This is a genomic window from Candidatus Nitrosocosmicus sp. FF01, assembly GCF_047711275.1.
In the GTDB taxonomy this organism is placed as follows: domain Archaea; phylum Thermoproteota; class Nitrososphaeria; order Nitrososphaerales; family Nitrososphaeraceae; genus Nitrosocosmicus.
The window spans coordinates 785,007-808,770 of sequence record NZ_JBLNIG010000002.1; the positions used below are offsets into that span (position 1 = coordinate 785,007).

A 23,764-nucleotide genomic window follows, 5' to 3' on the forward strand; every position below is an offset into this window, starting at 1 on the left:
TATGTTTTCGTGTAGTTGCTATTATCCTATACGGTATTTCGAGTTGGTTGATAATCTTGTACGCATTTTATTTTTCACTAATTCTGCTATTCCATTTACTTACGAGGTGCTACACGAATCGGTATCATTAAAATTTCTAAAAAAATTCTGGTAAATAATATCAATATATTATTAATCTATTTTATCACGATGAGAAAGATGGCAAGTGCTAGGATTCAATTGGATCTCTCAATTGGTTTGGTATATATACCAACCAGTATCCTTGTTCCTTTGGCTTTTTGGCGTAATTGGTAGAAAAGAGGAACCAAGTAAATGAAAGACGTTAATACGTTCTATAATGCAATAATGAGAAACACAACTTTGAGGTTGAAGTTCAATTCACTTCCAAAATTAGTTTATTTTGTCGCTAAAAAAGATACGCTAATAGTTTCCATCCAGTAAACGGCATTGAATTTCCAAATAATCTTTTGACGATGATTTTGTATACAGAATTTAAAACATCCTAAGTTAATTGATTTCTTTGGTGAATTACGGGTTTGTCATAATTTATATTTTACTAATCTATTTTTTATCTCTTTTTATTTAAGTCATTTAATTTATGCCATATTTAATATTTATTTTATGACCTCTATGTGATCAATCTAGGTGTAAGGCTTTTCTTTCGATGATCTTAATTTTTTTGCTATCTTTTCATAGACCTCTTTAAATTTTCCAAGTTTAACAACGTTTTGTCTTCCTTCTACCTCCTGCTTCCATGCAATATACCCACCTCTAATACTAAAGGCGTTGAATCCTTGTTTATTAAGCTCATCTGCTGCAATGTCTGCTCTATTACCCACTGTAGAGTATAGATATATTGTAACTTGTCTAAGTCTATCTAAATCCCCATTTCTTAAGTCACTTAATAACCGTGTAAGTGGTATATTGACGGCTCCAAATATCTTGCTGTCTCCGCCATCGGATTCTTGGCCTTCTAATTCCTTACCATCTCTTACATCTATTATGATATATTTTCCCTGCTCGCCTCTTTTTCTATGCAATTCTTTCGGATCTATTTTATTTGTCACTAAAAGACAATACTATACATCAACTATATTTGATTTCCTTAAGCTGTTGACAACCGAAGTAAAAAAGCTCAAATTTCAAAACATAAATCACATGGTATAAAAAGCTGTCCCATTCCAAGGTAATGGTTAATAATACAAGGTATTTTTGACCATACCTTATACGAAATTCTTTTCTCTAGCTACTTTGATTGACTTTGAAAATTGTGGTAAGAAAAAAAGATGTCTCGTTAATTGCGATTCCTTTCCGACTTCATCTTTTATTAATTACACAACTCAAGATCCGTCACTGTCATACAAACTAGAATATTCTAATTGTATCTGTTTAATCTCACTCTATCTCTCTTGTTTGACCATCATATAACTTACACTGACTTGAAACTACTAAATATAGTACTTTATTAAGACTTGGTAACTTACCGATATTATAATTCGATCTAAATGTATTTTGTTAGTTTTAAACACTTTGTGAATCTGGATATCAAAGATTCCTTTTTATATACAGTGAATTAACTATTACTAAAAATATAGTTGTGTGGGGATAACTAACTATCTAGATAAGCGCAGTACCTGAGCCAGAGCCCAGAGTCACGTCGCTCCTAGATTTGGTGGTTGATAATTTCTTGGGTACTAATTAGTTGTCAACAATGTATAAATAATTAGCATTTGATGTTGGTAATTGATTATAATTTGGATTCGCTTTACCGAATTTTAAGCTCCTTCAAATTAAAAGACCTTTGGTATGATTCAGTACTTTGCTAACGACGATAATGTCTTTCGAACTTGGCGATTAACTTCATTGTAAAATCGTTCTCATTCTAAAAACTTCATGTGGCTAATTATTCACTTCCAAAACACAGAGTTACACGATGTAAATAGAGCGTTTGTAGGACTCATATCTAAAAATTACTCTATTTAAAGTATAATATCACGACAGCTAGTTTCTTTCATTGTTCCATTATAATATTTTAGCAATCCGTGTCTGGAGTACATTAAATCAAATAAGAACAATGTTAGTAGGTAAAATATTTGGAATTCAAACTCAACTTTTGAAAGAGTAACCCATATACTAAATGTAATGCATATCAAAATTATCGAAAATGGGCGAAGATTTCATTATAGTTGCTGACACTAAAGATATACCTCTATCACAGTTAAAAGAGGTTCAGGTCGACGGCGAAAGTGTTTGCATTGCCAATATCGATGGAAAATACTATGCAATAGGTAGTATCTGTACTCATGAAGGAGGCCCGCTGGCAGACGGCACCCTAGAGGGATATGAAGTTCAATGTCCGTGGCATGGTGCTAAATTTGATTTAAGGACAGGAAAGGTAACAAATCCTCCGGCGAGTGAACCAGAGCCTGTATATGAGGTAAAAATAGATGGCAATAACGTTCTAATCAAAAAACCAGATAAAAGTAGATCCTCAGTTCAATTTGAGCTCAGATTGTTAAAAGTAATTAGGGTTGAGGGCACTAATGTAATGTCATTTAAATTTAGTAAAGAGAATAGTCAATTAGGAGGAGACGCGCTAACACCACCTTTGTTAGAATATACTGCAGGCCAATTCGCATTTTTTGATATCGGTGGTGTCAATAATGATCCCAAGGGTCCGATTAGGCACTTTACCATTTCATCTTCCCCAACTGAGGATTTTATAATGTTTACTACCCAAATAAGAGCTTCTCCATACAAAAAGAGGCTTTCTACCTTAGAGGAAGGTGCCAAAGTCAAGGTTAGAGGTCCTGAAGGTCGGTTTGTGTTAGAAGATGATTATTCAAAGCCTGTGGTGTTTCTTTCGGGTGGAATAGGTGTTACTCCATTTAGAAGTATGATAAAATATGCTACAGATAAACAGATTCCTTTAAAAATAGTAATGTTTGATTCAAACCGGGATTCCAGCAGTATTCTTTTTAAAAGCGAGTTTGATGAATGGACAAAATTAAACAAGAATTTAAAGATCATCTATACTATTAGTAAAGGTAAAGATGATGGGAATCAATCAAATGTCAGTAATAACTGGAAAGGAGAATATGGAAGAATAAATAAAGCGATGATTTTAAAATATCTTGACACTGACTTATTAAACAAATCTATTTTCTACATTTGTGGACCACCGGGCATGTTAAAGGCCATGCGAGTATTATTACAAGAAGAATTGGGAATTTCAAGTGAGAAAATCAAGATAGAAGAATTTACGGGTTACTGACACGATATTATAGTTTAATATAAAAGAACCTAGTAGATAAATGATGGGTTTAGAATCGATTGGTATTTCAGAGATCGTTAACGAAAATGTCAAAGTAATCGATCAAGAACAAAATATTTTTGATGCCTCTAAGGTTATGATTGATAATAATATAGGTTCTGTAGTCGTTATCGATAACAACGAAAGCAAGAACCCTATAGGTATTATTACTGAGAGAGATATCGTTAGAATAGTAAGCGCATTTTCGTTATCAGACTTGGAAGTTCCTGCCAGAAAACTGATGAGTAATCCCTTAATTACACTCTCAAAAAATGCATCCGTTTTAGATGCAATGAAATTGATGTATGAGCGAAAGATAAGGCGAGTAATTATTTTGGAAGGAAATATGCTGGTAGGTATTGTTACTGAGCATGACATATTTAAGCTGCTAATGGGTAATAAAGAGCTAATTACTACTGTTATAGCAAGTGATTTTCCAATCCCTCAAAAAGATGTATACGAAGATTTTTCGCGCTTGTGGTTTAGCAATTCTTTTTACAAATAAATATAACAGCGCCCATGGTATAATCATCATGAATTTGGAATACTAATTATTAGAACAGTGGGGAAGAGAAATTATCTTCAATTCTTTTATCCAAAGGATTATCTCAGTTTACTAAAAATTATCCTATGTTTCATGCCTCTCTATTGATTTAAAACTGATAAAAAGTGTATAAAGATAATAGATTAAACGAATGGTTTGTTCCAAAGTTTGGTCCACGAAAGTTTAGGCTATTTTGCGGTATGTTGTTCCTGCCTTATACAGGAATGTGTATATCTTTCGTAATATGGGGAAACATAATCGTAAATGATTACGATTACAAAAGGCTAGGTGTAATTGTATTGATTTACTTTCTATCATTGGGAATTGCTGCCCATATAGCTGATAACATTGGATCAAAGAAAATCAAACCGTGGGGCGACTTTCTTGACAAAAAACAGTCTTGGATAATTATAATAATCTGTTTGGTGGTTTCTTATGTTCTAGGAGTTTACTATGCATTGGTACACGCACCACTTTTAATACTGTTAGGAATTGCAGAGGGTTTTTTTCTATTTGCATATAATTTTGAGTTGTTTGGTGGGAGATTTCACAACAACTTTTGGTTTGCGATTTCGTGGGGTATGTTACCATTTCTGGCTGGATTTGTAATCCAAACAGATTCAATGACTCTTAAGTCGATATCAATTTCATTAATACCGTTATTGTTAAGCTATTTGGAAATCAGAGTTTCGAGACTGTATAAGGAGGACAAGAGAGCCAACAATATAAATAACAAAACATCTCTATATGAAATAATTCTAAAGACTCTTAGCATTGGTACCATATCTATAACTATTGTATTGCTCTTGATTCCAATTTTTCTACAATTATTTGAGATATATTATCACAATTTATGACTAATTCGCAAAGAGATTCTAATTCATATGTTTTTCAAAAGTATTAAAAAATGTGACGGTATTTAAAATATCCATGCAGAAATTGTTATTCATGGATATCTTTGATTTGTAACTTTTATTCTTACAAAATCAATCGAGATAATAATTACATTTGCACAATTTACTTGATTTTATTTATCTAGAATTTGAAATCTCTTTAATACTTTATAGACAGAATAGTATCATAGTCGTTGTAATATCAATGATAAAAATTGAAAGAATATATGATAACCTTAACAGAAAGGATGGGGATCAAAACAGCGCTTTCCGGATTTTAGTGGACCGGCTCTGGCCCCGTGGTCTAAGCAAAAATGAAGTAAATATTGATTTGTGGATAAAAGATATAGCACCAAGTACTTTGTTAAGAAAATGGTTTAACCATGATGAAAAAAAATGGGATGAATTTAAATTGAGATATTTCAAAGAACTTGAAAAATGTAATGAATCCGTAAATATCATTTTAAATAAGACAGAAGAAGGCTCCGTAATCTTGTTATATGGGGCAAAAAATGAAAAATTCAACAATGCAGTTGCGCTGAAAGAATATCTTGACAATATTAAAAAGTAGATAGATTTTTGGTGCTAATGTTTGATATCTTGTAAAAGTAACATAAATTATAAAAGAAATACGGTCATTCTTGTTATTAATATCGATTGGTTCTAATGACATGGATATATATGTAAAGTGTATGTCTTGAATAATAATAAACTTGAGACAATTCATCACAATGGTGAAAAGATCGTTACTCCATAATATGAGATTAAATTTATGCTACTGATAAGTTATTGCTCATAAATATGCTGATACATCAACAGTTTTTAAATAAAAGAAAAAATTATGACCTGTTCACTGTATTTTTCTAGATTTGAATTCCAAACTGAAATATTATAAAATTCCTCCACAAAAACTTTTAGGATCATATTAAAGCAAATTGCCTATGGGTGTATTTATATTTTCATAAATTAAAATAAACAAAATCGTTAGTTAATTGGTATAATATGGATAGTTCTTAATCGAGAAATAGATCTTGTAATAAAAAAGTCTTTCATTTTGATTTCGATCTTAATGCACATAAAAACAATTCAGTCTTCTTCCAAGCGATTATTCTAATTCGTCACGGAAATGAATTTATCAAAAATAATTTTCCAAGTCAAATGTATTTTATTTGACGTAACAAGTAATAAAAGAAAATAAATTTAAAGAACCTGATTTAATTTTGTTAATGTTTTGTTTCAAATTAGCCGAGTAGTAAGAAAGATAACTTTCCTGGTAATAACATTGCCGGCATTATTGAATGGTTTTGATTACTTATACGACCTGAATTTCTTTAGATTCCGCTTTAAAATCTATCTTTACATGCATACCATCACAATATGGCTTATTCTTAGAACTACCGCATCTACGTAGTACTGTGAAGGTTTTATTGTCTACCATTACGATAATTGGTCCGTTCTCGGTACAATTAATTTCTACTTTAGCCATATTCTGTAACCACAGAATCAATATATAAGAAATATTTTTGAGCCTCAAATAATGTTAGCATCTTGACATAAATCGCAATTAATAATATCGGTAATGCTTTTAGAAGCAATTTTATTGATGAATACAAATTAATTGCTGTCCAAAACCTTGCTTGATTATTCAACTGCCATGTTTAACTTATCTGCCTATATTTTGCCCAGATGTGACCAACTTTAAACAAGGGTATGGTTGTCTAACTATGTTGTAATTCCCACATGTACATGATGATGTTATATGATTAACAAATTTTTTTGACTCGTAAAGATCTGAAAGCAGGTAGCATACTATTAAATTGACTTATCATGTCAGGTACTATGGATAAAAATAAAATATTGCTCGAGTCATTAATTGTTGCATTTAGGACTACAATAAAATATAAACTGAGTTCGAATTTATGCTTGTTAACTTGTATTTTTTTATTCTTTACATTTTCTGTCAAAAAATTCAAAAGATAAATTTTTTTATCAAAATGCTATCACAAGTTGATAATTTGTTATCCATATATTTCGTAGATTTATTAATGGTCTTTGGATCTGAGTTATAGTAAATGTTCTGATCCGACTATATTCTTTACAGGAAACATATAATGCTAAAAACACAACTCTACTTTACGATCAGATGATTTTTCGATTACCTATTTTTGAGGAATGTCTAGCTCGTATAAACTACAAGAATTCTTAATTGGTTTTATATTTTGATTGTTATATACCTTTATAATTCAATCCATGTTTAATTTCTCTCTCTCTCTCCTATGACTAATTAAACATTCTTTAACTCAGACTTGGGACAATATCATTATAAAGATAACCTGAATCGAAAATTGGACTGGATGCATGCTTATTGGGCCTTCAATGAAAAAGTGAGACTGAGAGGAAGATCTAGGTGAAATTAGTCCATGTATTGGAAAAATTGTTTTTCTTTCGCTATCCATATCCATAATTAAAAATGGTGACACTGTTTACTCTAGTATAAATAGCAGTAAAACCATTTCAAAATTACCTTTGATGAAAGAGCTGTATGAAAGTTGTTTGACAATTTTGTCGATAAAGTAATTGAATGTAAGCAATGTCCTCGTTTGACCAAGTACATAGAGCATGTACGTCGGACAAAAGTCAAGCGGTTTATTGGTGAGGATTATTGGGCAAAACCTTTACCAGGGTTTGGTGATCCCAATGCCGCCCTTTTAATTATTGGATTGGCACCTGCAGCACATGGTGGTAATAGAACAGGTAGAATATTCACAGGAGACAGCTCGGGTGATTGGTTAGCAAAAGCATTATATGAGACAGGTTTTGCAAATCAGCAAATCAGCATCTCAAAGAATGATGGCTACGAATTAAGGAACACGTATATTACAGCCATAGTTAAGTGCGCGCCACCAAAGAATATTCCTACATCGCTAGAAATAATGAATTGCTCTCAACATTTGAGAACGGAAATAAAATTGTTAGGAAATCGTATTAAAGTTATTATTACACTTGGAAAAATTGCTTTTGATGGTTACTGTAAAATATCAGGTTTGAAAGGATTATCCTTTGGTCATAATTTAGTCTATCCTATAAAGGAGGATAAAAAATTAATATGTTCTTATCATCCTAGTAAGAGAAACACAAATACAGGAACCTTGACATGGGATATGTGGATTAACGTATTTAGATATGCTCAATTATTGCTCAAACTATAGGAAAATAGACTCCATTTTCAGACAAATTTCATTTAACTCAAATAACAACAAAAACAAACAAATGTTTTTCTTATTTATATAAAGAAATTATACTTTCCATTATACCAAATTAATTTCAAACGAGAATTTATAGAGTTATCAGACAGATGATTATGAGAATCAAGTTATTTAACTATTGTAATAGATATACTTGGTAACATTTCTAATGCCACTATTTCTGTATTTAACAACTGAATCTAAGATTACTTTAGAATTTGTAGATGTTATTTCCAACTTCTTATCAAAACTCTTTGACAGGGAACAAAAAAATATCAATATGGTTTATAACTTAATATTCTAATGTTTGAATAGATGATAAAACACTTTCATCATTCTAATTGTGTTACGACGATATTAATTAAAATTTAATCTATTGATTACTAACGATTGCAAATAATTCCAAGTTGTTATATAGGCGGGTTGGGCTAACACAATATGCCAATAGATCCTGAATTTCCAAAGAATCATCAAATTATTGGAAAACACAAAAACGCAGATGGAAGATTTCATTTTGTTTGGGGACCGGGAAGAAAAGACGCAGAATCCTCCGAAAATGCAGATGTTCAAGATGCTTATAGACAAAGAAATGAAGAATACGTAGGTCTGGGAGTCCATGGAACATTCGTAGCGGTAGACTGGGATTCGTGTATTGCAGATGGAGCATGTATTGAAGCATGTCCTGTACAAGTATATCAATGGTATAGATCAGAGCAAGATCTTCCCGCTATTGAAATGACGAATGCTACAAGTGAAGGAATAGGTGAAGATCGCAATAGAGAAGGAAGAAAGGATTTTACCGATAAACCAGACCCGATAAGAGAACGTGATTGCATTTGGTGTATGGCCTGTGTTACTGTATGTCCAACCAATTCTATCAAAGTAGATGAAGAAAACCTAACAGTTCATGACGAAATGTCAAAGACTTTTGGCTAAAATAGGGTAAATAAATGAAGACAAATTTTGCTCTTAAAGTTTATCGAAAGTGATCAATATCTTAGCTGAATAGGATCCAAAAAAAAGTTGACTCTCGAAAGAAAAACTATTGGAATTAAGAGAGGTTCAAATGATAAAGGTAAATATGCAACTTCCACCGAGAATCGCAGATTAGTATGGGAGTATATTATTTGGCCCTTAATATTAGAACTAAATAGGAACTATTTTACATCAAAAGAGTATCACAAGATGAGAGACAAAGTTTCAATAGAAAGGAACATTCCTATGTCAAAGATGACTGGAGGTATGATATCTCTTTTGGTTAAAGAAATTCTTGTACAAGAAAAGAAGTATTATTCAATCCATTATAAATTAATTCCCTATATGAGAAAAAGGACCGATGTAGATTATGGAACCGTTCTAAGAGAAACAAGTTCAAAGAAATAAGTTGTTTAAGGCTTGTAACTCAATTTATTTACCATCAACTTCCGCAATATGACTGCTTATTTATCTTCAGTCTAGGAACAGAAAACTGATCATGTTCATTTATAGCAAAATTTTGTATATTTTCATGAAGAAACAAGAGATATGTCTATTGCATTACAAAATGATATGCCCGAATCTGCTTCATAATTATTTCATAAAATAGTTATATACATATGCAAATACAATCCTCTCAAATTATTATGCGATATGCTCTTATATGTTAATTTGAGGAAAGTTAACAGCGCCTTTCTGATAATTACTGTATATAAATAATATATTAGACAAATAAATTTATGGTTACAAATAGTGATATCATACCTACAAGTAAATCAGATACTGCATTTTCTAAAGATATTGATAAATCTCCAAATGAAATTAAACCAATCAATAGCACTTCTGATTCAGTAATTGGAGCCAACAAACTTTCCTTTAATAAAATATTAGTTACTTATGATGGTACCCATGATTCAGACAAAGCAGTTGATTATTCTATCTACTTATCTAATATTTCAAAAGCTGAAATTGTCATTCTACAGGTTATTGGAAATTTGGACAATTTGGAAAATTCTTCCATGAATTTATCGAACAAAAGGACCAACATGGGGTCTAAAGTAAATTCATCGATTTCATCTAGTAATGAATCAAAGGTGAGAAATGGTACCTACACTATTAAGATAGAGGGAAGATTTATCAAATCTATGGAAGACAAGATTAAAGAAATCGAAACCACCGGTTTTGGAAATAAAATATCTTACAAAATAAGACCGGGGTTTGTTCCCGACGAAATTGTGAAGGAAATAAAAGAATCAAAATATGATTTGCTTATCATATCATCATCTCATATGGATTCTTGGATAAACTCATTGTTTAGTAAAACGAGAAAGATAATTAGTCATGTTGACTTGCCCGTCCTGTTGTTACAATAAAATATAATTTGGAAAAACCAACTACCAATACCTCATCTTATCAGTTTTCAAAATTAAAATACTGATAACTATAGTTATTGCTGTTTGAACATTGCGTTAAATTTCATTCCTGTTTCAATCTTTATTTTCTTATTATATACCTATGGTTAAATCCCCTTCTTAGTATTACCTTTTCACATTTCGTTCAAGACCATATAAATACCATCTACTAAGAGAAAAAACCATCTATTTCCAATAGTTCCTTTGCATCACATACAAATGGAATCGCAGCAGAAAATATTAGAAATGTATTTTTTAGAGGTTTAGTAATCCTGCAAAGAATTTGGGTCCTATAGCCGATACAAAGGATAAAATAGACTCGGAAATATTCTTCAGCAGGAAGTTAGAGTCGAATTGGAACTTGGGAAATCAAAGTAGTTATTCAAAGAATGGGGATTATGATATAAACCAACAATTTGATTTATAGGCTCTGTTAACTTAAGAAAATGATATAGCTTGAAGATGCTCTATTTCAGTTATGATCATCAAAAGAAACAGAACATCTTCGTTAGATATTGACCATGCTTTGTATTTGTACTTTCTTGGTTTATCAACCAGAAGTGTTTCCAAAGCAATATTTCATCTAAACAAAGTAAAGAGAAGTCATGTTGCAATCTGGAAATGGATTCAAAAGTATACACCTCAGAAGATATCAATCAAAAAGAAAAGGATCTCAGAATTTATCATAGATGAGACATTGATTAAAGTTGGACCCGAGTATATTTGGTTATGGGTTACAATTGAACCCGAAAACAGGGATATTCTCGCACTATCCATCTCCAAGGAAAGAAACATGTTTGTAGCCGAAAGATTCCCTGATGGCTTGATTAAGATTCACGGAAAACACGGTGTATCTACTGATGGTGGTACGTGGTATCCTCAAGCATGTCGATTCCTGAAACTAAAACATCATATCCATTCCTCATTGGAGAAAAGCCTTATCGAGAGAACTATGCAATACCTAAAGGATAGAACTGAAAGTTTCGATGATTATTTTCCCTGTAGAATAAAGAATTGCAGGTTGAAGCACGTAAGTAACTGGTTGAATATGTTTTCAGATTATCATAACAAGGAGGTGAACAACGCTTAAGTTAACAGCACCGGGTTAGAGGTTAGACAGTCACCTTTTTTTAATTTTTTAAACGAATTTGCAAGCTGTTGAAACTTGTACTTTTGTTGTCATTACTAAAAGTATTCGATTTTCCAATTTAAGCATATGGTGATAATAACTGCGAATTAAAGTTCAAAATATTGATATGAGGATGGCATACAAGATTTTCATGGAAAGTTACAATCGCAAATAGATGCATACTGCTACTCTCCAAAATATTTTAAAGCTCAAGGACAAAGATTTACTTGGTTTAGATGATGATAATTCAAATCTTAGAAATGAATTAGATAGATGAGATGAGCTTAGTATTCGGCGTCATAACCCATTTCTAAGATTTGAAAATTAAGTTCTGTAGTTTGCTGTATATAGAATCTAAATAATATCATATATATACCCTGATCAGTTACTAGATGGAAAATACCTGAAAAATACTGAAATATGAATTCAATTACAAGTTACAGAGGAATATTATCCATTTTCTCTTTATGCATTAGTACCTGGAATAACTTCAAGATCGAAGAGCAGTATATTGCTAAAAATTACTATTTCATGCCATATCCTGTGAATTTATCCAGGAAATTACAAAGGAAGAATAGCAATCAAAATACGATTCGCCTATCACGTTATCATATCATATCATATGGATTATTGAATAAACTCGTTCTTCAAGAACTAGAAATATAATTAGGAACATCTATGTTCTATTTTTGTCGATCTTGTAAGGGATTAATTTTAACAGGTATCTTAGCACTAAAGTGATTTTTAATTTGGATAAAACCGCAATAAAAAGACATGTTGATAGATTATATGGATACATTTGTTATCAACTGTAGCAAAATATAAATTGTAACTGGATATGGCCAATTATAATATCACCTGTACTTGGTTCTGTTCCTCACTATAGAAAATATCTCTAATCTCAGACTGAATCTACAAAATATTTACATCGTGCGTTTTCTGTGGTCATATTATGTTGGTAAGAAGATTAATTATTTTTTAGACCATCTGGTCATTCTATATTGATTATGGAGAAATAGAATATCTATGACAAATCTAAATTCGTCAAGAGATGTCCGCATTCAAAAAAAAGTACTGTTGTTGTAGATGGAATGTTATTGGATGCCCGTCATTTTATTTATATTTTCTCCTACATATTTGAACTCTAGTACAGAACCGGGATTCCACAGTTCGGTAGTGGCACCACCTCCTATAGCCTGAGCTGGTCCTTCCGAGTCGGTAATTACAAACAGTGTACTACCATCAGGGGATATTGCAACATCACGATACCTATTCTCAGAATGGAAAAGTTCTATTGGTTCGTTGGAAAGGGCAGTACCATTGTCATTTAGAGTGAGTTTGTAAATTTTTCCGGCCTTTAATGTTGGCATTAAAAGCGTATTTTCCCATCCAGGAATTGTATCGGAGTTATATAGGCGCAAACTAGATGGAGCTACTGTTGGATTGCAAATATAGGCGAGTTCTCCGCAATTGTGGTCTGTAAAGTTGTAATTACTTTCAACAGTAAAGAATGTAACTACAGGTTCGATAAGGTTTGGTGCATTAAACTCACTTTCATTTGACATCGATACTCCTGCAGCAATGCCGGATGTTATATTGAAGGAGTTAAGATTTGGACATTGCTCTCCTGCGGAAGACCAATTAACATAACGGTAGGCCTTATCGTCTTGATAACCTGCAATATAGGGCCAACCAAAGTTACCTCCAGCTACCAGATGATTAACTTCATCATCAGAATTAGGACCGTGCTCTGCAACATACAGATCGCCCTCAGGTCCAACTGTTAATCCTTGTGGATTTCGGTGTCCGTATGTGTAGATGTGACTTTGAACGCCGTTAATTTCAGGGTTGTCTTCAGGTATTGAACCATCTGTGTTCATCCTCAAAACCTTTCCTTGATATGCAGTCCAATTCTGATCAGCTACTTCTTCTGCAGTAGGAAGGGTCTGAGCTTCAATATCCAGACAGAATAAAGATAATTGGTTCTTTCCTTGGTCACCTATCGTATAGTACAACTTACCATCAGGACCAAATGCCAGACGGCCAGAATTATGATCAATGCTTCCCTGAAGTCCACTTATCAAATCTACTGGCTCGCTTATACTATATGTGGAAGGATCAAAGGTAAATTTGGTTATTTTGGTTAACCTTTCTAGATCTTCGCCTGGATTGGCATCATACGTGTATGCTACGTATATGTAATGATTGTTACTAAAGTCTGGGTCCAATGCCATTCCCAATAATCCATCTTGACCTTCAGACTGGTGAACTTCAGGAACGGGCATAGTTGCTACTTTTGTCCCGTTTAACGGATCAACCAGAGTTATAACTTTGCCAAAACGTTCAGTGATCCACAGCATATCATCAGGGCCATAGATGATATTATGTGGTTGACTGAGATTCGTTGCTAGGACTTTTGTTTCAAAACCCTGTTGTGTTGGAACACGTTCTGTTGTAGCATTAGTAGTAGTAGTAGCATTTTGTGAAGATTCATTCTGATTTTCTGGTGATGTATTAAATGGGGCAGAAGAAGGATCCTCTTGCGCACTAACCATTGTGACCGGTGAGTTTATGGAAGAGGAATAAAGTGTAGTTGGCATCAAAGATAATATGAGCAGAGCTAATACCGTAGTTACGGTTTTGGATGCTTTTGGTTTTTGCAATGTAATTCATAAAGAAACATAGTATTTATAGCACATAGAGTATTTTAGAAATCTTGTGGATTTTTATTTACTTGATATAGAATTGAAATTTGAAAACAATTTAACATCCAAGCATTAATATAGATAAAATTAGTAATATGGTCTCATTCTATTTATTATTAGAACTAGATGAAAGTTTCGACTATTTGATGTTATGCAATTTAGACAGTCAAGAAGAAAAAGAGTGATTCAAGTCCTCACTTAATGTATAAATTGCCACAGACGGACTTAACCACCTTTCGACAAACCGATGGACAGATTTAGCAATATCAAACCATTGAGAAGGGCCCATTTTTTCCAATTCGATCAACAAAAGAAAATGGGGGACAACAAAGGTCCAGATTATTATAGAAACAAGAAAAGTTTGGCAATGGTTACTATATATGACCTTAATAGCACAGGAGTCAGACCTATTAAACTAGAGGTTCAAATCACTAGGATATCCTTCTATATCATCGAAGATTAAGTGTCTCTTCTGTATAATGCAGGAAATGATCCAACATACTTTTATTGGTCAAATCCGATCTTGTTTAGTTTAGTGTGTGGGTGTGTGAGATAGTATGAATTCTTATTATAATGATGATATGGATGCTGGATATGTCAAATTCACCGATAATGAAATAGTAAAAACATAGCCAATAAGCAAAAAATATCTATGTTGATCTAGACAAAAGCGACAAGCCAGTAGGGGTAGAGGTAGTAGGGATGAAAAATAATGTCAGACATAATATCATGGGTAGACAAATAGAGAATAGTTTATCTGATTTAGAATCCGATAAGGTTAAAGAATTTGCCATAGGTGAATATAGGCTCTGTTCAGTTAACAGGTTTTAATTCCTTATTATGATAGTCGACAAACAGGTTCAACCAGTTTTTTACATGTTTTAGGTTGCAGTTCTTTATTCTGCAGGGAAAGTAATCATCAAAATTCTCTGTCCTATCCTTTATGTATTGTATTGTTCTTTCAATCAAACTTTTTTCATAGGAGGAATGGAGATGGTGTTCTAATTTAAGGAATTGACAAGCCATGGGGTACCAAGTACCACCATCGTCTGTTGAAACTGGATGCTTTCCATAGTCTCTGATTATGTTTAACAGAAACCGTTCGGCAACAAACATGTTTCTCTCTTTAGAGATAGATAGTGCGAGAATTTCCTTACTTTTTGCATCTATTGCAACCCATAACCATGTGTATTCTGAACCTACCTTAAGCAATGTTTCATCTACAATGAATTCACATATCCGTCTTTGTTTTGTCTTGATAATCTTAGGTTGGTACTTTTGAATCCAGTTCCAGATAGTGACATGATTTCGTTTGATACAGTATGATAATCTTTCAGATGTTCTCCTAAGAGATAGCCCTGAAAAATACAAATACAAGCCCCGATAAACGTATTCTGGAGGCGTTTTATTTCTGGTAAACACATATGAAATAAGACGTCTTCAAGCTATAGGTTTTTCTTAACTGAACAGAGCCCTTCTTTTGAATGTAATAACCATACCCCTTCAAATTAATATCCTAAAGTCAATTAACAAAATTTACTTCTTTCAAAGACCATGGTTTCGTTTATTTCTGGATTAATCATCTGTGATCATCATAATCCATGATTCTGAATGTCTGCTAAGAGTATCTTGGGTGTCAATTAGCATATAATATAAAATAATATGCAAAAAGATCATAAGTTGGGGGAGAGATTTGATCCGGAGGTACTATCAAAACTTTGAATAAAGTTGAATTACCCTCATCCTTATTCTTGGTGTTATAATCGATGGGATTAACCTATTTAATCGTTATAATACTAAAAATATGAATATAAAAGATTTATTTTGTTATTATAAATAATAAAAATCTATTAACTCACACATGTAGAATTTAAAGTTGAGGTAGAGTAAAATCTGAATTCATATCACTGTAATTTCCAGTAATCACAGTCTGTATGAATAATGAAATCAATTCGTTACTTTCGTTTTCATGAGTATTAATGTCCATTTAGTACTCGGATTACAAAGTTATCAGAATATGGATAGGTAATGATAGATAAAATGAAGCCTTTCTAATTAAATATTAAAATATATACGTGGTGATTAACAAGAAACATATCGAAACACAGTCATGTTCTCTTTGCAAATATCATATAATACAATCGATTGCAATTGATTAAAATGCAATCCTTTGTTTAGAAACCTTATTATAAGTCGGATACTAAATTATAATACCTACCAGCATAACAGATTGAGCAAGTCTATCTACACACACAAAAACTACCATATTGCAAATAAGTTGGTTTATTAAACAAGGCCAACTCCCCTATCTTCATGCATGGATGATGGGATATAATTGGATGTTTTTGATATTGGTACTCTTCATCAAAAAGTCAAAGATATTCTATTTTATTCCATCATCCATTTATTTTTTTAAAATTATAGACTTGGTTTGCCTATAGATTTAGTAACTATGCTTTTTATTTAATAGCACGTATAGCTATTTGAGAGGATCATTCTTGTCGACGTGTATTCATGTAAGAATACCACCCATGTTTGCTTTCAATTGCAAATGATACGTAAATATTAAGTAGATTAAACACGAATAGAATATACAGATATGATAAAAGAAAACACTCGTTGTGAATTATTCGCAGACGTTATCTGTGAATGTGGATATTGCTGCATTGATGGATAGTTAGTTTCAACTATGCTGAGTCTACAATTGCTATAGATAAAAAAGATAATTATAATAAAATTAAGAACAATAAGCCGATTATCATAGTTGGACTTGACAGGAAATTAAATCATAACCAACAGCTCATATTCTCTTTTTTTGTCGACCCAATGTATTATTTTCCAGGTTCAAATCTGCTGATTTGAAATTGTCGCTGATCTCAATTTATTGTTTTTAGACATCTGATCTATTAAAAAAAAAGCCATAGGATAGGCAACTTAACTTAAAAAAAGAGTAAACCAAACCCAAATCTTTATGAATCATGTAATATATGGATTCTATTACCCCTTTGTAGTTCAAAAGGAGCAAGAAACGATGAAGTTATTATACCGTGACTGGTCAATGAGGTCGGCTGTAAAATAAAATATGGTATGAACTTAGTCTTATAAGAGATAAAATGAACGTTAATTGAATTAGCATGAAATCAATCCCTATCGTTTAAAGATGTTAGAAATGGAAATTTTTACAATAGGTCAAGTATAGACCAAAATACTATGCTTTTATGTGATGATTTGTTAGTATCTTTTTAGACATGAGATGAATCTCGAATTTGTAAAAGATATTGATTTAGAAAGAATGGAAAAGATAAGAGACGGGTTTGAATGGTTTTATTCACATTACGAATATTTTAGGAAATATTATCTAGGTAAACACGTTGCAATAAAAGATCAAAAAGTAATAGATTGTGACAAGAATCTTGATACGTTAGTAGACCGATTGCAAATACGGAATTACAAGAATTCTATTGCTATTGAATTTGTTTATCCGTGATTATATGTGTTTTACATTCCTCGAAATATGCTCACTGTATCGTCATAAACCTAGGATTTAAAAAGAGTGGGACCCACTACCAAAAAATGAATCGAAACAAGTTTTTCAATCTAACTTATGTGTTCTTACAGATTGTTAGAATGATAGTTAAATAGTTTGTTATACTAATTTTTTGACTAGATCCACGACTAGCAAAATGAGACAATTGCATTAACCTCATCTGCACTTCTGTCTCTCAGAATTTAGAAATTTCATGAATTCTCTCTTAGTAGTTTGATTTAGGAATATCTACAGATCAGATTGAAAATATTATTCCTGATAGTTCCGGATAAAAGTAATGGGTAGTTATATAAAGTCATTTTGTAGTTTAAGGTATGCAAAATATTTTCCGTTAGAATTTCACTAGCCGAGACAAACATGGTAAAAAATCCATCGGACAGATCTTTGACACCCCATCATATCATTTCTAAATAATATTTAATTCATTTATTTTATATATGCATGAATACTATTAATCCTACTTTTTCATTCTTCATGTATGAATGTATATACTATAACTCGCATATATTGATTTGATTGTTTAAATGGGCATAGAAGAAGATGCGATAAATCTCCATCGAACATTAAAGGGAAAAATCGAAATTCACAATACAATTGCCATAAACAAATCTTTTAAAGGCAAGAACGATATACTCGACCTTATTTATACTCCAGGTGTAGCATTTGTATCCAGAGACATAGCTAAAGATAAAAAATTAGCATTTGATTATACATCAAAATGGAATAATGTTGCTATAGTTTGTGATGGGACACGTGTACTGGGATTAGGAGATGTTTGTCCAGAAGCGACAATTCCCGTCATGGAAGGAAAATATGTACTATTCAAAATTTTAGGTGGTGTAAATGCTTTTCCTTTGTGCGTTGATACCATAGATAAGGAGGAGATAATCAAATTGGTCAAATCCATACAGCCAATGTTTGGTGCTATAAATATAGAGGATATTGAATCGCCGAAAGTATTGGAGGTTGTAGAGACTACAGAAAGAACTTTTGATACCAGTCTTCCATGACGATCAACATGGTACCGCAATAATCGCTTTAGCAGGATTATTAAATGCGCTTAAATTAGTACAAAAAAAATAGATAGAATAAGAGTGGTAATTGCAGGAGCAGGCTCAGCTGGATATGGAATATTCAGAATATTAATAGAAGCAGGATGTACGGATATTATCGTAACTGACAGCATCGGAGCATTACATGTAAATCGGACAGTTGGTATGGAAAATCCATATAAAAGAGAGATAGCAAATAAATCAAACCCTTTGAAATTAAGCGGAAGTCTTTTTGAGGTTATGAAAGGCGCAGACGTATTCATCGGGGTATCTGGAAAGGGCAATTTGGTAAATAAAGATATAATAAAAACAATGAATCCCGATCCCATTGCTTTTGGATTAAGTAATCCTGATCCTGAGATTTTACCTTCTGATGCTTTAGAAGGCGGTGCTAGAATTGTTGCCACTGGAAGATCAGACTTTGTAAATCAGATAAACAATGCGGTAGTTTTCCCCTCAATACTTCGCGCTCTTTTGGATCTTAGAATCAATACGCTTAGTCAAGGTATGCTGGTTGCCGTTGCTACCGCCTTATCAGCTATACTAGATAATAAACAGTTAAGATCAGATTACATAATACCTAAAGTTGACGATCCAAGAATCATACATATTGTTACAGATACATTAAGAAATGCAATACAAAGTCATATGGAAGATAAAAACTGAAACTATGATATAATCAATGTATGGTCTCGCATGCGACGTCGAGTAGAGAATTCCGATCACCTATTGATTGCATCATAGACAAAAGGCAAAAAACCATCTACCATCCTTCCAAAGTTGCTAATGTATTAATAAATGACAATTCTAATTAAATAGTAACAAGGTTTAAAAAGGAAGACGTTCTTAATGATAGATGGCAAATTACGACAATATAAAAAATTGTTTAGACCAAAATGGAGAAGTAATGATTAGGCTAGACAATAATGAAAGTATTGAACTGCATAAACATAATGTAACATTCGATGATAATTCAAAAGAGATCATTATTGATGCAGGAACTGAAACCTTTTGGATTGGAGCCGATAAGGTTTCATACTACTGGATACATAAAGAAGGTTTTAGTAAAGAATAATAGTTTTTCTAGAATATACTCATTTGTATCCACTTGATCAAAGTTATACTCTAGTCAAAAGACAAAAAACAAGATTTTGAACAATCACTTATCGACTCTATTAGTGAGTGTAGCAATGAGTTTCTAAATTATCAGGAAATGTTAACTAAGGGAAAAGGTTAACATACATAATTCTTTTTTTTCATAAGCAAATAGAATGTGTACCATATTAACCGATATCCAAAGAAATATTCCAGATAGGAAAGAGTATAATGCAGTTATTTATGATATTATTATCAACATGTTATAATGACGTGGGTAAATGTGTGTAAAGTAGATGTTCTAGATAATGATAAAATTGTGGCTTTTGATTATAATGATAAAAAGATTCTTGTAACCAAAATACAAGACAAAATATATGCAACTGATAGAATATGTACTCACGAGTACGCTGATCTATCGACAGGTTTCTTAAATGAGGATGAAAAAACAATAACCTGTCCACTGCATTTTTCCAGGTTTGAATTAGAAACCGGTGTATCACAAAATCCTCCCGCAAAGATTCCTTTACAGACCTATGCTAACAAAATGGAAGGTAATTGTGTGTATGTCTTTATCGATTAAAGGATTTCAAAATCACAGATGGATTGAATTAAAGTGCTTGAAATAATCAGGTGATAATACATGAAGACCTTGAAATAACTCGAAAGTTCTACACTTATTTAAAAATCTGTTAATCAATAGTGGTTATGATTCTGAACTTAATATTATAATTATATACTTTGTTTTTTATTTTACTGCATGAATAATGAAAATCAAAATAATAAAGAACGTAATACTGATTTGATCCCGCCAAATGTACTTGCTAATATGGCTAATTTTAATATGCAATTCTACAATAAAGTCTATAATGAAGACAATCCTGAAATCATAAATATTGCCAAGATGTTAACAGTAATGGGACAGCAAGAAAACACTATTAGAATCTTGTACAATATTATGGGACAAAATTATAGCGACAAACAGTTACATGATATGCACAATACAATATTTGGAGGTCTAGAGGGCGGCGACATAAACGAAAAAGATGTTAAAGCTATAAACTTTAAAGATATTATCGACAAACTAACTGCATGTATACATCAGCAAAATCAACAGATAAAAGAGCTATCTGATAAAATCAGACAAAAAGTGCAGCACATTAATAACGACAACAATTAGGTGACATAATCTTAAATGGATCAATATTGTGAAAAAATTGCAATTGTAAAATATTATATTAATTTGCAAAACATCAAGTATTACATTTAAAATAGATTGAAGATCTTAAATTAATAAATGATACTTCAAATAAAATAAATTCTATTACAATGTTGTTTTAATTATATAACCATTGAATGGTATCATTATGAACTCCTAAGCACTAGATTTATCCTTATCTCGATCTGCTTTTAACGCAAGTGGAAAAACAATCTGTTCTTCTTCTTCAAAGTGATTCCTCAGATTTATAACAAATTCATTAATTTCATTATGAGCTTTTTTTTGAAATTGTATATCTTGTCCATCCTGTTGTTTGTCGATATTTCCTTTTATAGTCGGTATTTTTTGTTTTAGAAAGTCTACAACCCAATTATGCTCCTGCATTATTTTAATAGAATCCGTAGATGCTTCCTTAGCGTTATGCATTATTACACGCATTATTCTTGCTTCTTCTTCGACAGCATGTTTTATTATGGGTTGACTCATATCGTGAATAGTTTCTATTGCCTTGTCGATGTTATTCTCGTCATTGTATTTGGTTATTTTGTTTAAAGTTATTTTAAATTGTATGTGTTCCTGTTTTAGTCTATCAATCATATCAGAAATGGATTCGTCAAAATTGATTTTATAAGCCACAGAGATTATATATAATAGCATATATAAACACAATTACTTTATTTTAAATCGACCCTTGCATTCATTATCGGTTTATTTCAATTTGATTTAAAAGATGAAATGACATTCTAAAAATAAAAATACTGTAGGTATAAGATGTTTTCAAGATTATGAAATCTGAATCTCTTTGGCTTCTGCTTTAAAACCTATTCTTGTATGTGTTCCATCACAATATGGTTTATTATTAGAACCACCACATCTGCATAACACTGTAAAAGTTTTATTGTCTACCATTACCATGATGGGTCCATTTTCAGTACATTTAAGTTCGACTTTAGTCATATTCTATTACTATAATATAAGTATATAAAGAATACTGTTTCTATCCAATAATGCATTTTGAGGTATCAAAAAGTGTAATTTAGATTAGTTAGTACTGACCGACTTACTTTATTTTGATAAAAGAAAACATAGTAATTAACAAGTAAAAATGATCCTCATTTATCTACAGGTATTGACTAAACATGCCCATACGCTATTAGCTATTCTCAACTCTAAAGGTAAAAGCAGGCATTGGTTAACTAGTACTAAAATTTGTTATTTCTTACAGGATAAATTGATTGCATTCAATGAGGTCTTTTGAAAATAAAGTAAAATGACATCTAATCAAAACCTATTCATTCGACGGCGAATGAGCGTGATAATTTTTCAGTACTTCATGTACCTTGTTTCTGAATAAAGTTAACCCAATTCTTTTCGCATAGGGTTGCCCTTTTGCAAATGATTCGGCTAAATTATTAATATACTCCATACCAACATTTGGAGGCATAGGTGGTTCGAAAGGATCAACATATGCTTCAATTAACGTTGGGTTATTCTCCTTCAAGGCCTTATGGATAGTAGATGCTGCTTCAGACGCTTGTTTTATTGAATACCCTTTACCTCCACACGCTTCAGCAAACTTTGCAAAATCAATTGGAGTAAACTCTACTCCATATTCGGGATTTCCAAGAAACCCCATTTGTTCCCATCTGATCATTCCAAGTGTATTGTTTTTGATAACAATTACTTTTATTGGAAGATTGTATTGTACAGCGGTGGCAAACTCGCCCATTAACATGGTCAAACCACCGTCGCAAACAAGTGCGATAGATTGTCGGTCTGGGAAAGCAATTTGTGCTGCGATTGCATATGGTAAGCCATTTCCCATACTTGATAAAGTACCTGAGAGACAGGCTCACTGGGTAATTTTGAACTCAATGTATTCAAACCAGTTATTGCATATAATATATTACATTCAATTAGGCTTTTAGCTGATGCATGTTATACATTCCGTGAATTTTGTATACAAAAAAGCGTAATAGGACTTGATGAAAAACAAACAGAAGTTACGGGAATAGAGCCAAATAAAAAATATATGCTCGACACGGTTTCAAAATCTCTTATGTTAGTAACTGCATTAAAATCTATTATCGGATATGATAAATCAGCAGAAATCGCTAAAAAGGCACATAAAGAGGGTATCTCTCTTCGAGAGGCTACACTTGCTTTGGACTATTTGTCTGGAGAAGAATACGACCGAGTTGTTAAGCCAGAGGATATGACATTTCATGAAAATTGCATGGAGCCCAAAAACAAGTAAACATGTATATTAAATTGTTTAACTTCTGTTCCTTGATATTATAATATATGCACACAAAAGCAAGATCGATAAAATCATACACAGTGATTTGAAATGTTTAAAAGGCTTGCCAATAGAAGTTATTGTTTCTATAATAATACAAATAACTATTGTGATTCTGATAGTGGTAAAATTAAGATTGGAAAAGTAAAAGGTCAAAAGAGAATATTGGCAGAAGGATTCACAATTAATACTTTTTTGCATGCAATGGTGCGACATTCAAAATGCTCTTTACCGTCATCAAAGCATCTGACAATACTTTAACTCATGTATTTCAAAGAAATAGGATGCGAATCAGATAGGATCATATATCTTAGTACTAAAAAAATCGCGACAGCG

23 protein-coding genes and 2 pseudogenes are annotated in these 23,764 nt (G+C 32.1%); 18 read left to right on the forward strand and 7 right to left on the reverse strand.

Translation table 11 applies throughout. The annotated features are described in order from the left end of the window. Positions 1–641: 641 nt before the first annotated feature. Positions 642–1,067: a rhodanese-like domain-containing protein gene (locus ACMT7R_RS09620; protein WP_415311496.1), complete on the reverse strand. Its 426-nt coding sequence runs from the start codon at positions 1,065–1,067 to the stop codon at positions 642–644. 1,097 nt (positions 1,068–2,164) lie between these two features. On the opposite strand from ACMT7R_RS09620, the gene ACMT7R_RS09625 reads away from it, so the two are divergent. The 4 genes from ACMT7R_RS09625 to ACMT7R_RS09640 all read left to right on the forward strand — a co-directional run bounded on the left by ACMT7R_RS09625 (position 2,165) and on the right by ACMT7R_RS09640 (position 5,321). Next, positions 2,165–3,274: a Rieske 2Fe-2S domain-containing protein gene (locus tag ACMT7R_RS09625; RefSeq protein WP_415311498.1), complete on the forward strand. Its 1,110-nt coding sequence runs from the start codon at positions 2,165–2,167 to the stop codon at positions 3,272–3,274. Positions 3,275–3,314: 40 nt separating this feature from the next. Further along, the gene (locus tag ACMT7R_RS09630) at positions 3,315–3,818 is read left to right on the forward strand and encodes a cyclic nucleotide-binding/CBS domain-containing protein (protein WP_415311500.1); all 504 of its coding nucleotides are present in this window, start codon (positions 3,315–3,317) and stop codon (positions 3,816–3,818) included. A 164-nt stretch (positions 3,819–3,982) separates the two neighbouring features. Further along, entirely contained in the window at positions 3,983–4,714 is a 732-nt protein-coding gene (locus ACMT7R_RS09635; protein WP_415311502.1) for a hypothetical protein, read from the forward strand. Between the two features lie 241 nt (positions 4,715–4,955). Then, positions 4,956–5,321 (forward strand): DUF488 domain-containing protein, encoded by a 366-nt coding sequence (locus ACMT7R_RS09640; RefSeq protein WP_415311503.1) that lies wholly within the window; start codon positions 4,956–4,958, stop codon positions 5,319–5,321. A 741-nt stretch (positions 5,322–6,062) separates the two neighbouring features. Here the strand turns inward: ACMT7R_RS09640 and ACMT7R_RS09645 are convergent. Next, positions 6,063–6,236: a CDGSH iron-sulfur domain-containing protein gene (locus ACMT7R_RS09645; RefSeq protein ID WP_415311504.1), complete on the reverse strand. Its 174-nt coding sequence runs from the start codon at positions 6,234–6,236 to the stop codon at positions 6,063–6,065. Positions 6,237–7,299: 1,063 nt separating this feature from the next. Between ACMT7R_RS09645 and ACMT7R_RS09650 the strand changes: the two genes are divergently transcribed. From ACMT7R_RS09650 to ACMT7R_RS09670, 5 genes are all read left to right on the forward strand, one after another. After that, positions 7,300–7,959 carry a uracil-DNA glycosylase gene (locus tag ACMT7R_RS09650; RefSeq protein ID WP_415311506.1) on the forward strand — a complete coding sequence of 220 codons (660 nt, stop codon included), beginning with the start codon at positions 7,300–7,302 and terminating at the stop codon, positions 7,957–7,959. 474 nt (positions 7,960–8,433) lie between these two features. Beyond that, positions 8,434–8,931 (forward strand): ferredoxin family protein, encoded by a 498-nt coding sequence (locus tag ACMT7R_RS09655; RefSeq protein ID WP_415311507.1) that lies wholly within the window; start codon positions 8,434–8,436, stop codon positions 8,929–8,931. 87 nt (positions 8,932–9,018) lie between these two features. Next, entirely contained in the window at positions 9,019–9,378 is a 360-nt protein-coding gene (locus ACMT7R_RS09660; protein WP_415311509.1) for a hypothetical protein, read from the forward strand. A gap of 332 nt (positions 9,379–9,710) precedes the next feature. Next, positions 9,711–10,343: a universal stress protein gene (locus ACMT7R_RS09665; RefSeq protein WP_415311511.1), complete on the forward strand. Its 633-nt coding sequence runs from the start codon at positions 9,711–9,713 to the stop codon at positions 10,341–10,343. 517 nt (positions 10,344–10,860) lie between these two features. Next, the gene (locus ACMT7R_RS09670) at positions 10,861–11,472 is read left to right on the forward strand and encodes a DDE-type integrase/transposase/recombinase (protein WP_415311513.1); all 612 of its coding nucleotides are present in this window, start codon (positions 10,861–10,863) and stop codon (positions 11,470–11,472) included. Positions 11,473–12,605: 1,133 nt separating this feature from the next. Here ACMT7R_RS09670 and ACMT7R_RS09675 read toward each other — a convergent pair. Further along, positions 12,606–14,174: a glucose/sorbosone family PQQ-dependent dehydrogenase gene (locus ACMT7R_RS09675; RefSeq protein ID WP_415311515.1), complete on the reverse strand. Its 1,569-nt coding sequence runs from the start codon at positions 14,172–14,174 to the stop codon at positions 12,606–12,608. A 289-nt stretch (positions 14,175–14,463) separates the two neighbouring features. On the opposite strand from ACMT7R_RS09675, the gene ACMT7R_RS09680 reads away from it, so the two are divergent. Beyond that, on the forward strand, positions 14,464–14,679 hold the full coding sequence (locus ACMT7R_RS09680; protein WP_415311517.1) for a hypothetical protein: 216 nt from the start codon (positions 14,464–14,466) through the stop codon (positions 14,677–14,679). 239 nt (positions 14,680–14,918) lie between these two features. Then, entirely contained in the window at positions 14,919–15,047 is a 129-nt protein-coding gene (locus tag ACMT7R_RS09685; RefSeq protein ID WP_415311518.1) for a hypothetical protein, read from the forward strand. On the opposite strand, the gene ACMT7R_RS09690 is transcribed toward ACMT7R_RS09685, so the two are convergent. Continuing rightward, on the reverse strand, positions 15,030–15,638 hold the full coding sequence (locus ACMT7R_RS09690) for a DDE-type integrase/transposase/recombinase (protein ID WP_415309458.1): 609 nt from the start codon (positions 15,636–15,638) through the stop codon (positions 15,030–15,032). The two genes, ACMT7R_RS09685 and ACMT7R_RS09690, sit on opposite strands and share 18 nt — an antisense overlap. A 1,831-nt stretch (positions 15,639–17,469) precedes the next feature. Between ACMT7R_RS09690 and ACMT7R_RS09695 the strand changes: the two genes are divergently transcribed. From ACMT7R_RS09695 to ACMT7R_RS09720, 6 genes are all read left to right on the forward strand, one after another. Further along, positions 17,470–17,703: a DUF5678 domain-containing protein gene (locus ACMT7R_RS09695; protein ID WP_415311519.1), complete on the forward strand. Its 234-nt coding sequence runs from the start codon at positions 17,470–17,472 to the stop codon at positions 17,701–17,703. Positions 17,704–18,287: 584 nt separating this feature from the next. After that, a complete protein-coding gene (locus tag ACMT7R_RS09700) occupies positions 18,288–18,773 on the forward strand; it encodes a hypothetical protein (protein WP_415311521.1) in 486 nt (161 codons plus the stop codon). Between the two features lie 69 nt (positions 18,774–18,842). After that, the gene (locus ACMT7R_RS09705) at positions 18,843–19,481 is read left to right on the forward strand and encodes a malic enzyme-like NAD(P)-binding protein (protein ID WP_415311682.1); all 639 of its coding nucleotides are present in this window, start codon (positions 18,843–18,845) and stop codon (positions 19,479–19,481) included. A gap of 190 nt (positions 19,482–19,671) precedes the next feature. Next, positions 19,672–19,890, forward strand: coding sequence for a hypothetical protein (locus ACMT7R_RS09710; protein ID WP_415311523.1), 219 nt, complete (start codon positions 19,672–19,674; stop codon positions 19,888–19,890). A gap of 288 nt (positions 19,891–20,178) precedes the next feature. Next, positions 20,179–20,493: a Rieske (2Fe-2S) protein gene (locus ACMT7R_RS09715; protein WP_415311525.1), complete on the forward strand. Its 315-nt coding sequence runs from the start codon at positions 20,179–20,181 to the stop codon at positions 20,491–20,493. Positions 20,494–20,670: 177 nt separating this feature from the next. Further along, positions 20,671–21,090 carry a hypothetical protein gene (locus ACMT7R_RS09720; protein WP_415311527.1) on the forward strand — a complete coding sequence of 140 codons (420 nt, stop codon included), beginning with the start codon at positions 20,671–20,673 and terminating at the stop codon, positions 21,088–21,090. Between the two features lie 195 nt (positions 21,091–21,285). Here the strand turns inward: ACMT7R_RS09720 and ACMT7R_RS09725 are convergent, their stop codons facing one another. From ACMT7R_RS09725 to ACMT7R_RS09735, 3 genes and pseudogenes are all read right to left on the reverse strand, one after another. After that, the gene (locus ACMT7R_RS09725; protein WP_415311529.1) at positions 21,286–21,765 is read right to left on the reverse strand and encodes a hemerythrin domain-containing protein; all 480 of its coding nucleotides are present in this window, start codon (positions 21,763–21,765) and stop codon (positions 21,286–21,288) included. 147 nt (positions 21,766–21,912) lie between these two features. Next, positions 21,913–22,086: a CDGSH iron-sulfur domain-containing protein gene (locus ACMT7R_RS09730; protein ID WP_415311530.1), complete on the reverse strand. Its 174-nt coding sequence runs from the start codon at positions 22,084–22,086 to the stop codon at positions 21,913–21,915. A gap of 331 nt (positions 22,087–22,417) precedes the next feature. Further along, a pseudogene (locus tag ACMT7R_RS09735) lies at positions 22,418–22,960 on the reverse strand (thiamine pyrophosphate-dependent enzyme); the annotation flags it as partial. An 18-nt stretch (positions 22,961–22,978) separates the two neighbouring features. On the opposite strand from ACMT7R_RS09735, the pseudogene ACMT7R_RS09740 reads away from it, so the two are divergent. Beyond that, positions 22,979–23,386: pseudogene (locus tag ACMT7R_RS09740) on the forward strand (hypothetical protein); the annotation flags it as partial. Positions 23,387–23,764: the final 378 nt, after the last annotated feature.

Bases quoted from the DNA above. Each gene is read 5' to 3' on its own strand.
- ACMT7R_RS09625 (WP_415311498.1), top strand. From the start codon at position 2,165: ATGGGCGAAGATTTCATTATAGTTGCTGACACTAAAGATATACCTCTA.
- ACMT7R_RS09630 (WP_415311500.1), top strand. From the start codon at position 3,315: ATGATGGGTTTAGAATCGATTGGTATTTCAGAGATCGTTAACGAAAAT.
- ACMT7R_RS09640 (WP_415311503.1), top strand. From the start codon at position 4,956: ATGATAAAAATTGAAAGAATATATGATAACCTTAACAGAAAGGATGGG.
- ACMT7R_RS09645 (WP_415311504.1), bottom strand. From the start codon at position 6,236: ATGGCTAAAGTAGAAATTAATTGTACCGAGAACGGACCAATTATCGTA.
- ACMT7R_RS09655 (WP_415311507.1), top strand. From the start codon at position 8,434: ATGCCAATAGATCCTGAATTTCCAAAGAATCATCAAATTATTGGAAAA.
- ACMT7R_RS09665 (WP_415311511.1), top strand. From the start codon at position 9,711: ATGGTTACAAATAGTGATATCATACCTACAAGTAAATCAGATACTGCA.
- ACMT7R_RS09670 (WP_415311513.1), top strand. From the start codon at position 10,861: ATGATCATCAAAAGAAACAGAACATCTTCGTTAGATATTGACCATGCT.
- ACMT7R_RS09680 (WP_415311517.1), top strand. From the start codon at position 14,464: ATGGACAGATTTAGCAATATCAAACCATTGAGAAGGGCCCATTTTTTC.
- ACMT7R_RS09685 (WP_415311518.1), top strand. From the start codon at position 14,919: ATGAAAAATAATGTCAGACATAATATCATGGGTAGACAAATAGAGAAT.
- ACMT7R_RS09695 (WP_415311519.1), top strand. From the start codon at position 17,470: ATGAATCTCGAATTTGTAAAAGATATTGATTTAGAAAGAATGGAAAAG.
- ACMT7R_RS09700 (WP_415311521.1), top strand. From the start codon at position 18,288: ATGGGCATAGAAGAAGATGCGATAAATCTCCATCGAACATTAAAGGGA.
- ACMT7R_RS09710 (WP_415311523.1), top strand. From the start codon at position 19,672: ATGGCAAATTACGACAATATAAAAAATTGTTTAGACCAAAATGGAGAA.
- ACMT7R_RS09715 (WP_415311525.1), top strand. From the start codon at position 20,179: ATGACGTGGGTAAATGTGTGTAAAGTAGATGTTCTAGATAATGATAAA.
- ACMT7R_RS09720 (WP_415311527.1), top strand. From the start codon at position 20,671: ATGAATAATGAAAATCAAAATAATAAAGAACGTAATACTGATTTGATC.
- ACMT7R_RS09730 (WP_415311530.1), bottom strand. From the start codon at position 22,086: ATGACTAAAGTCGAACTTAAATGTACTGAAAATGGACCCATCATGGTA.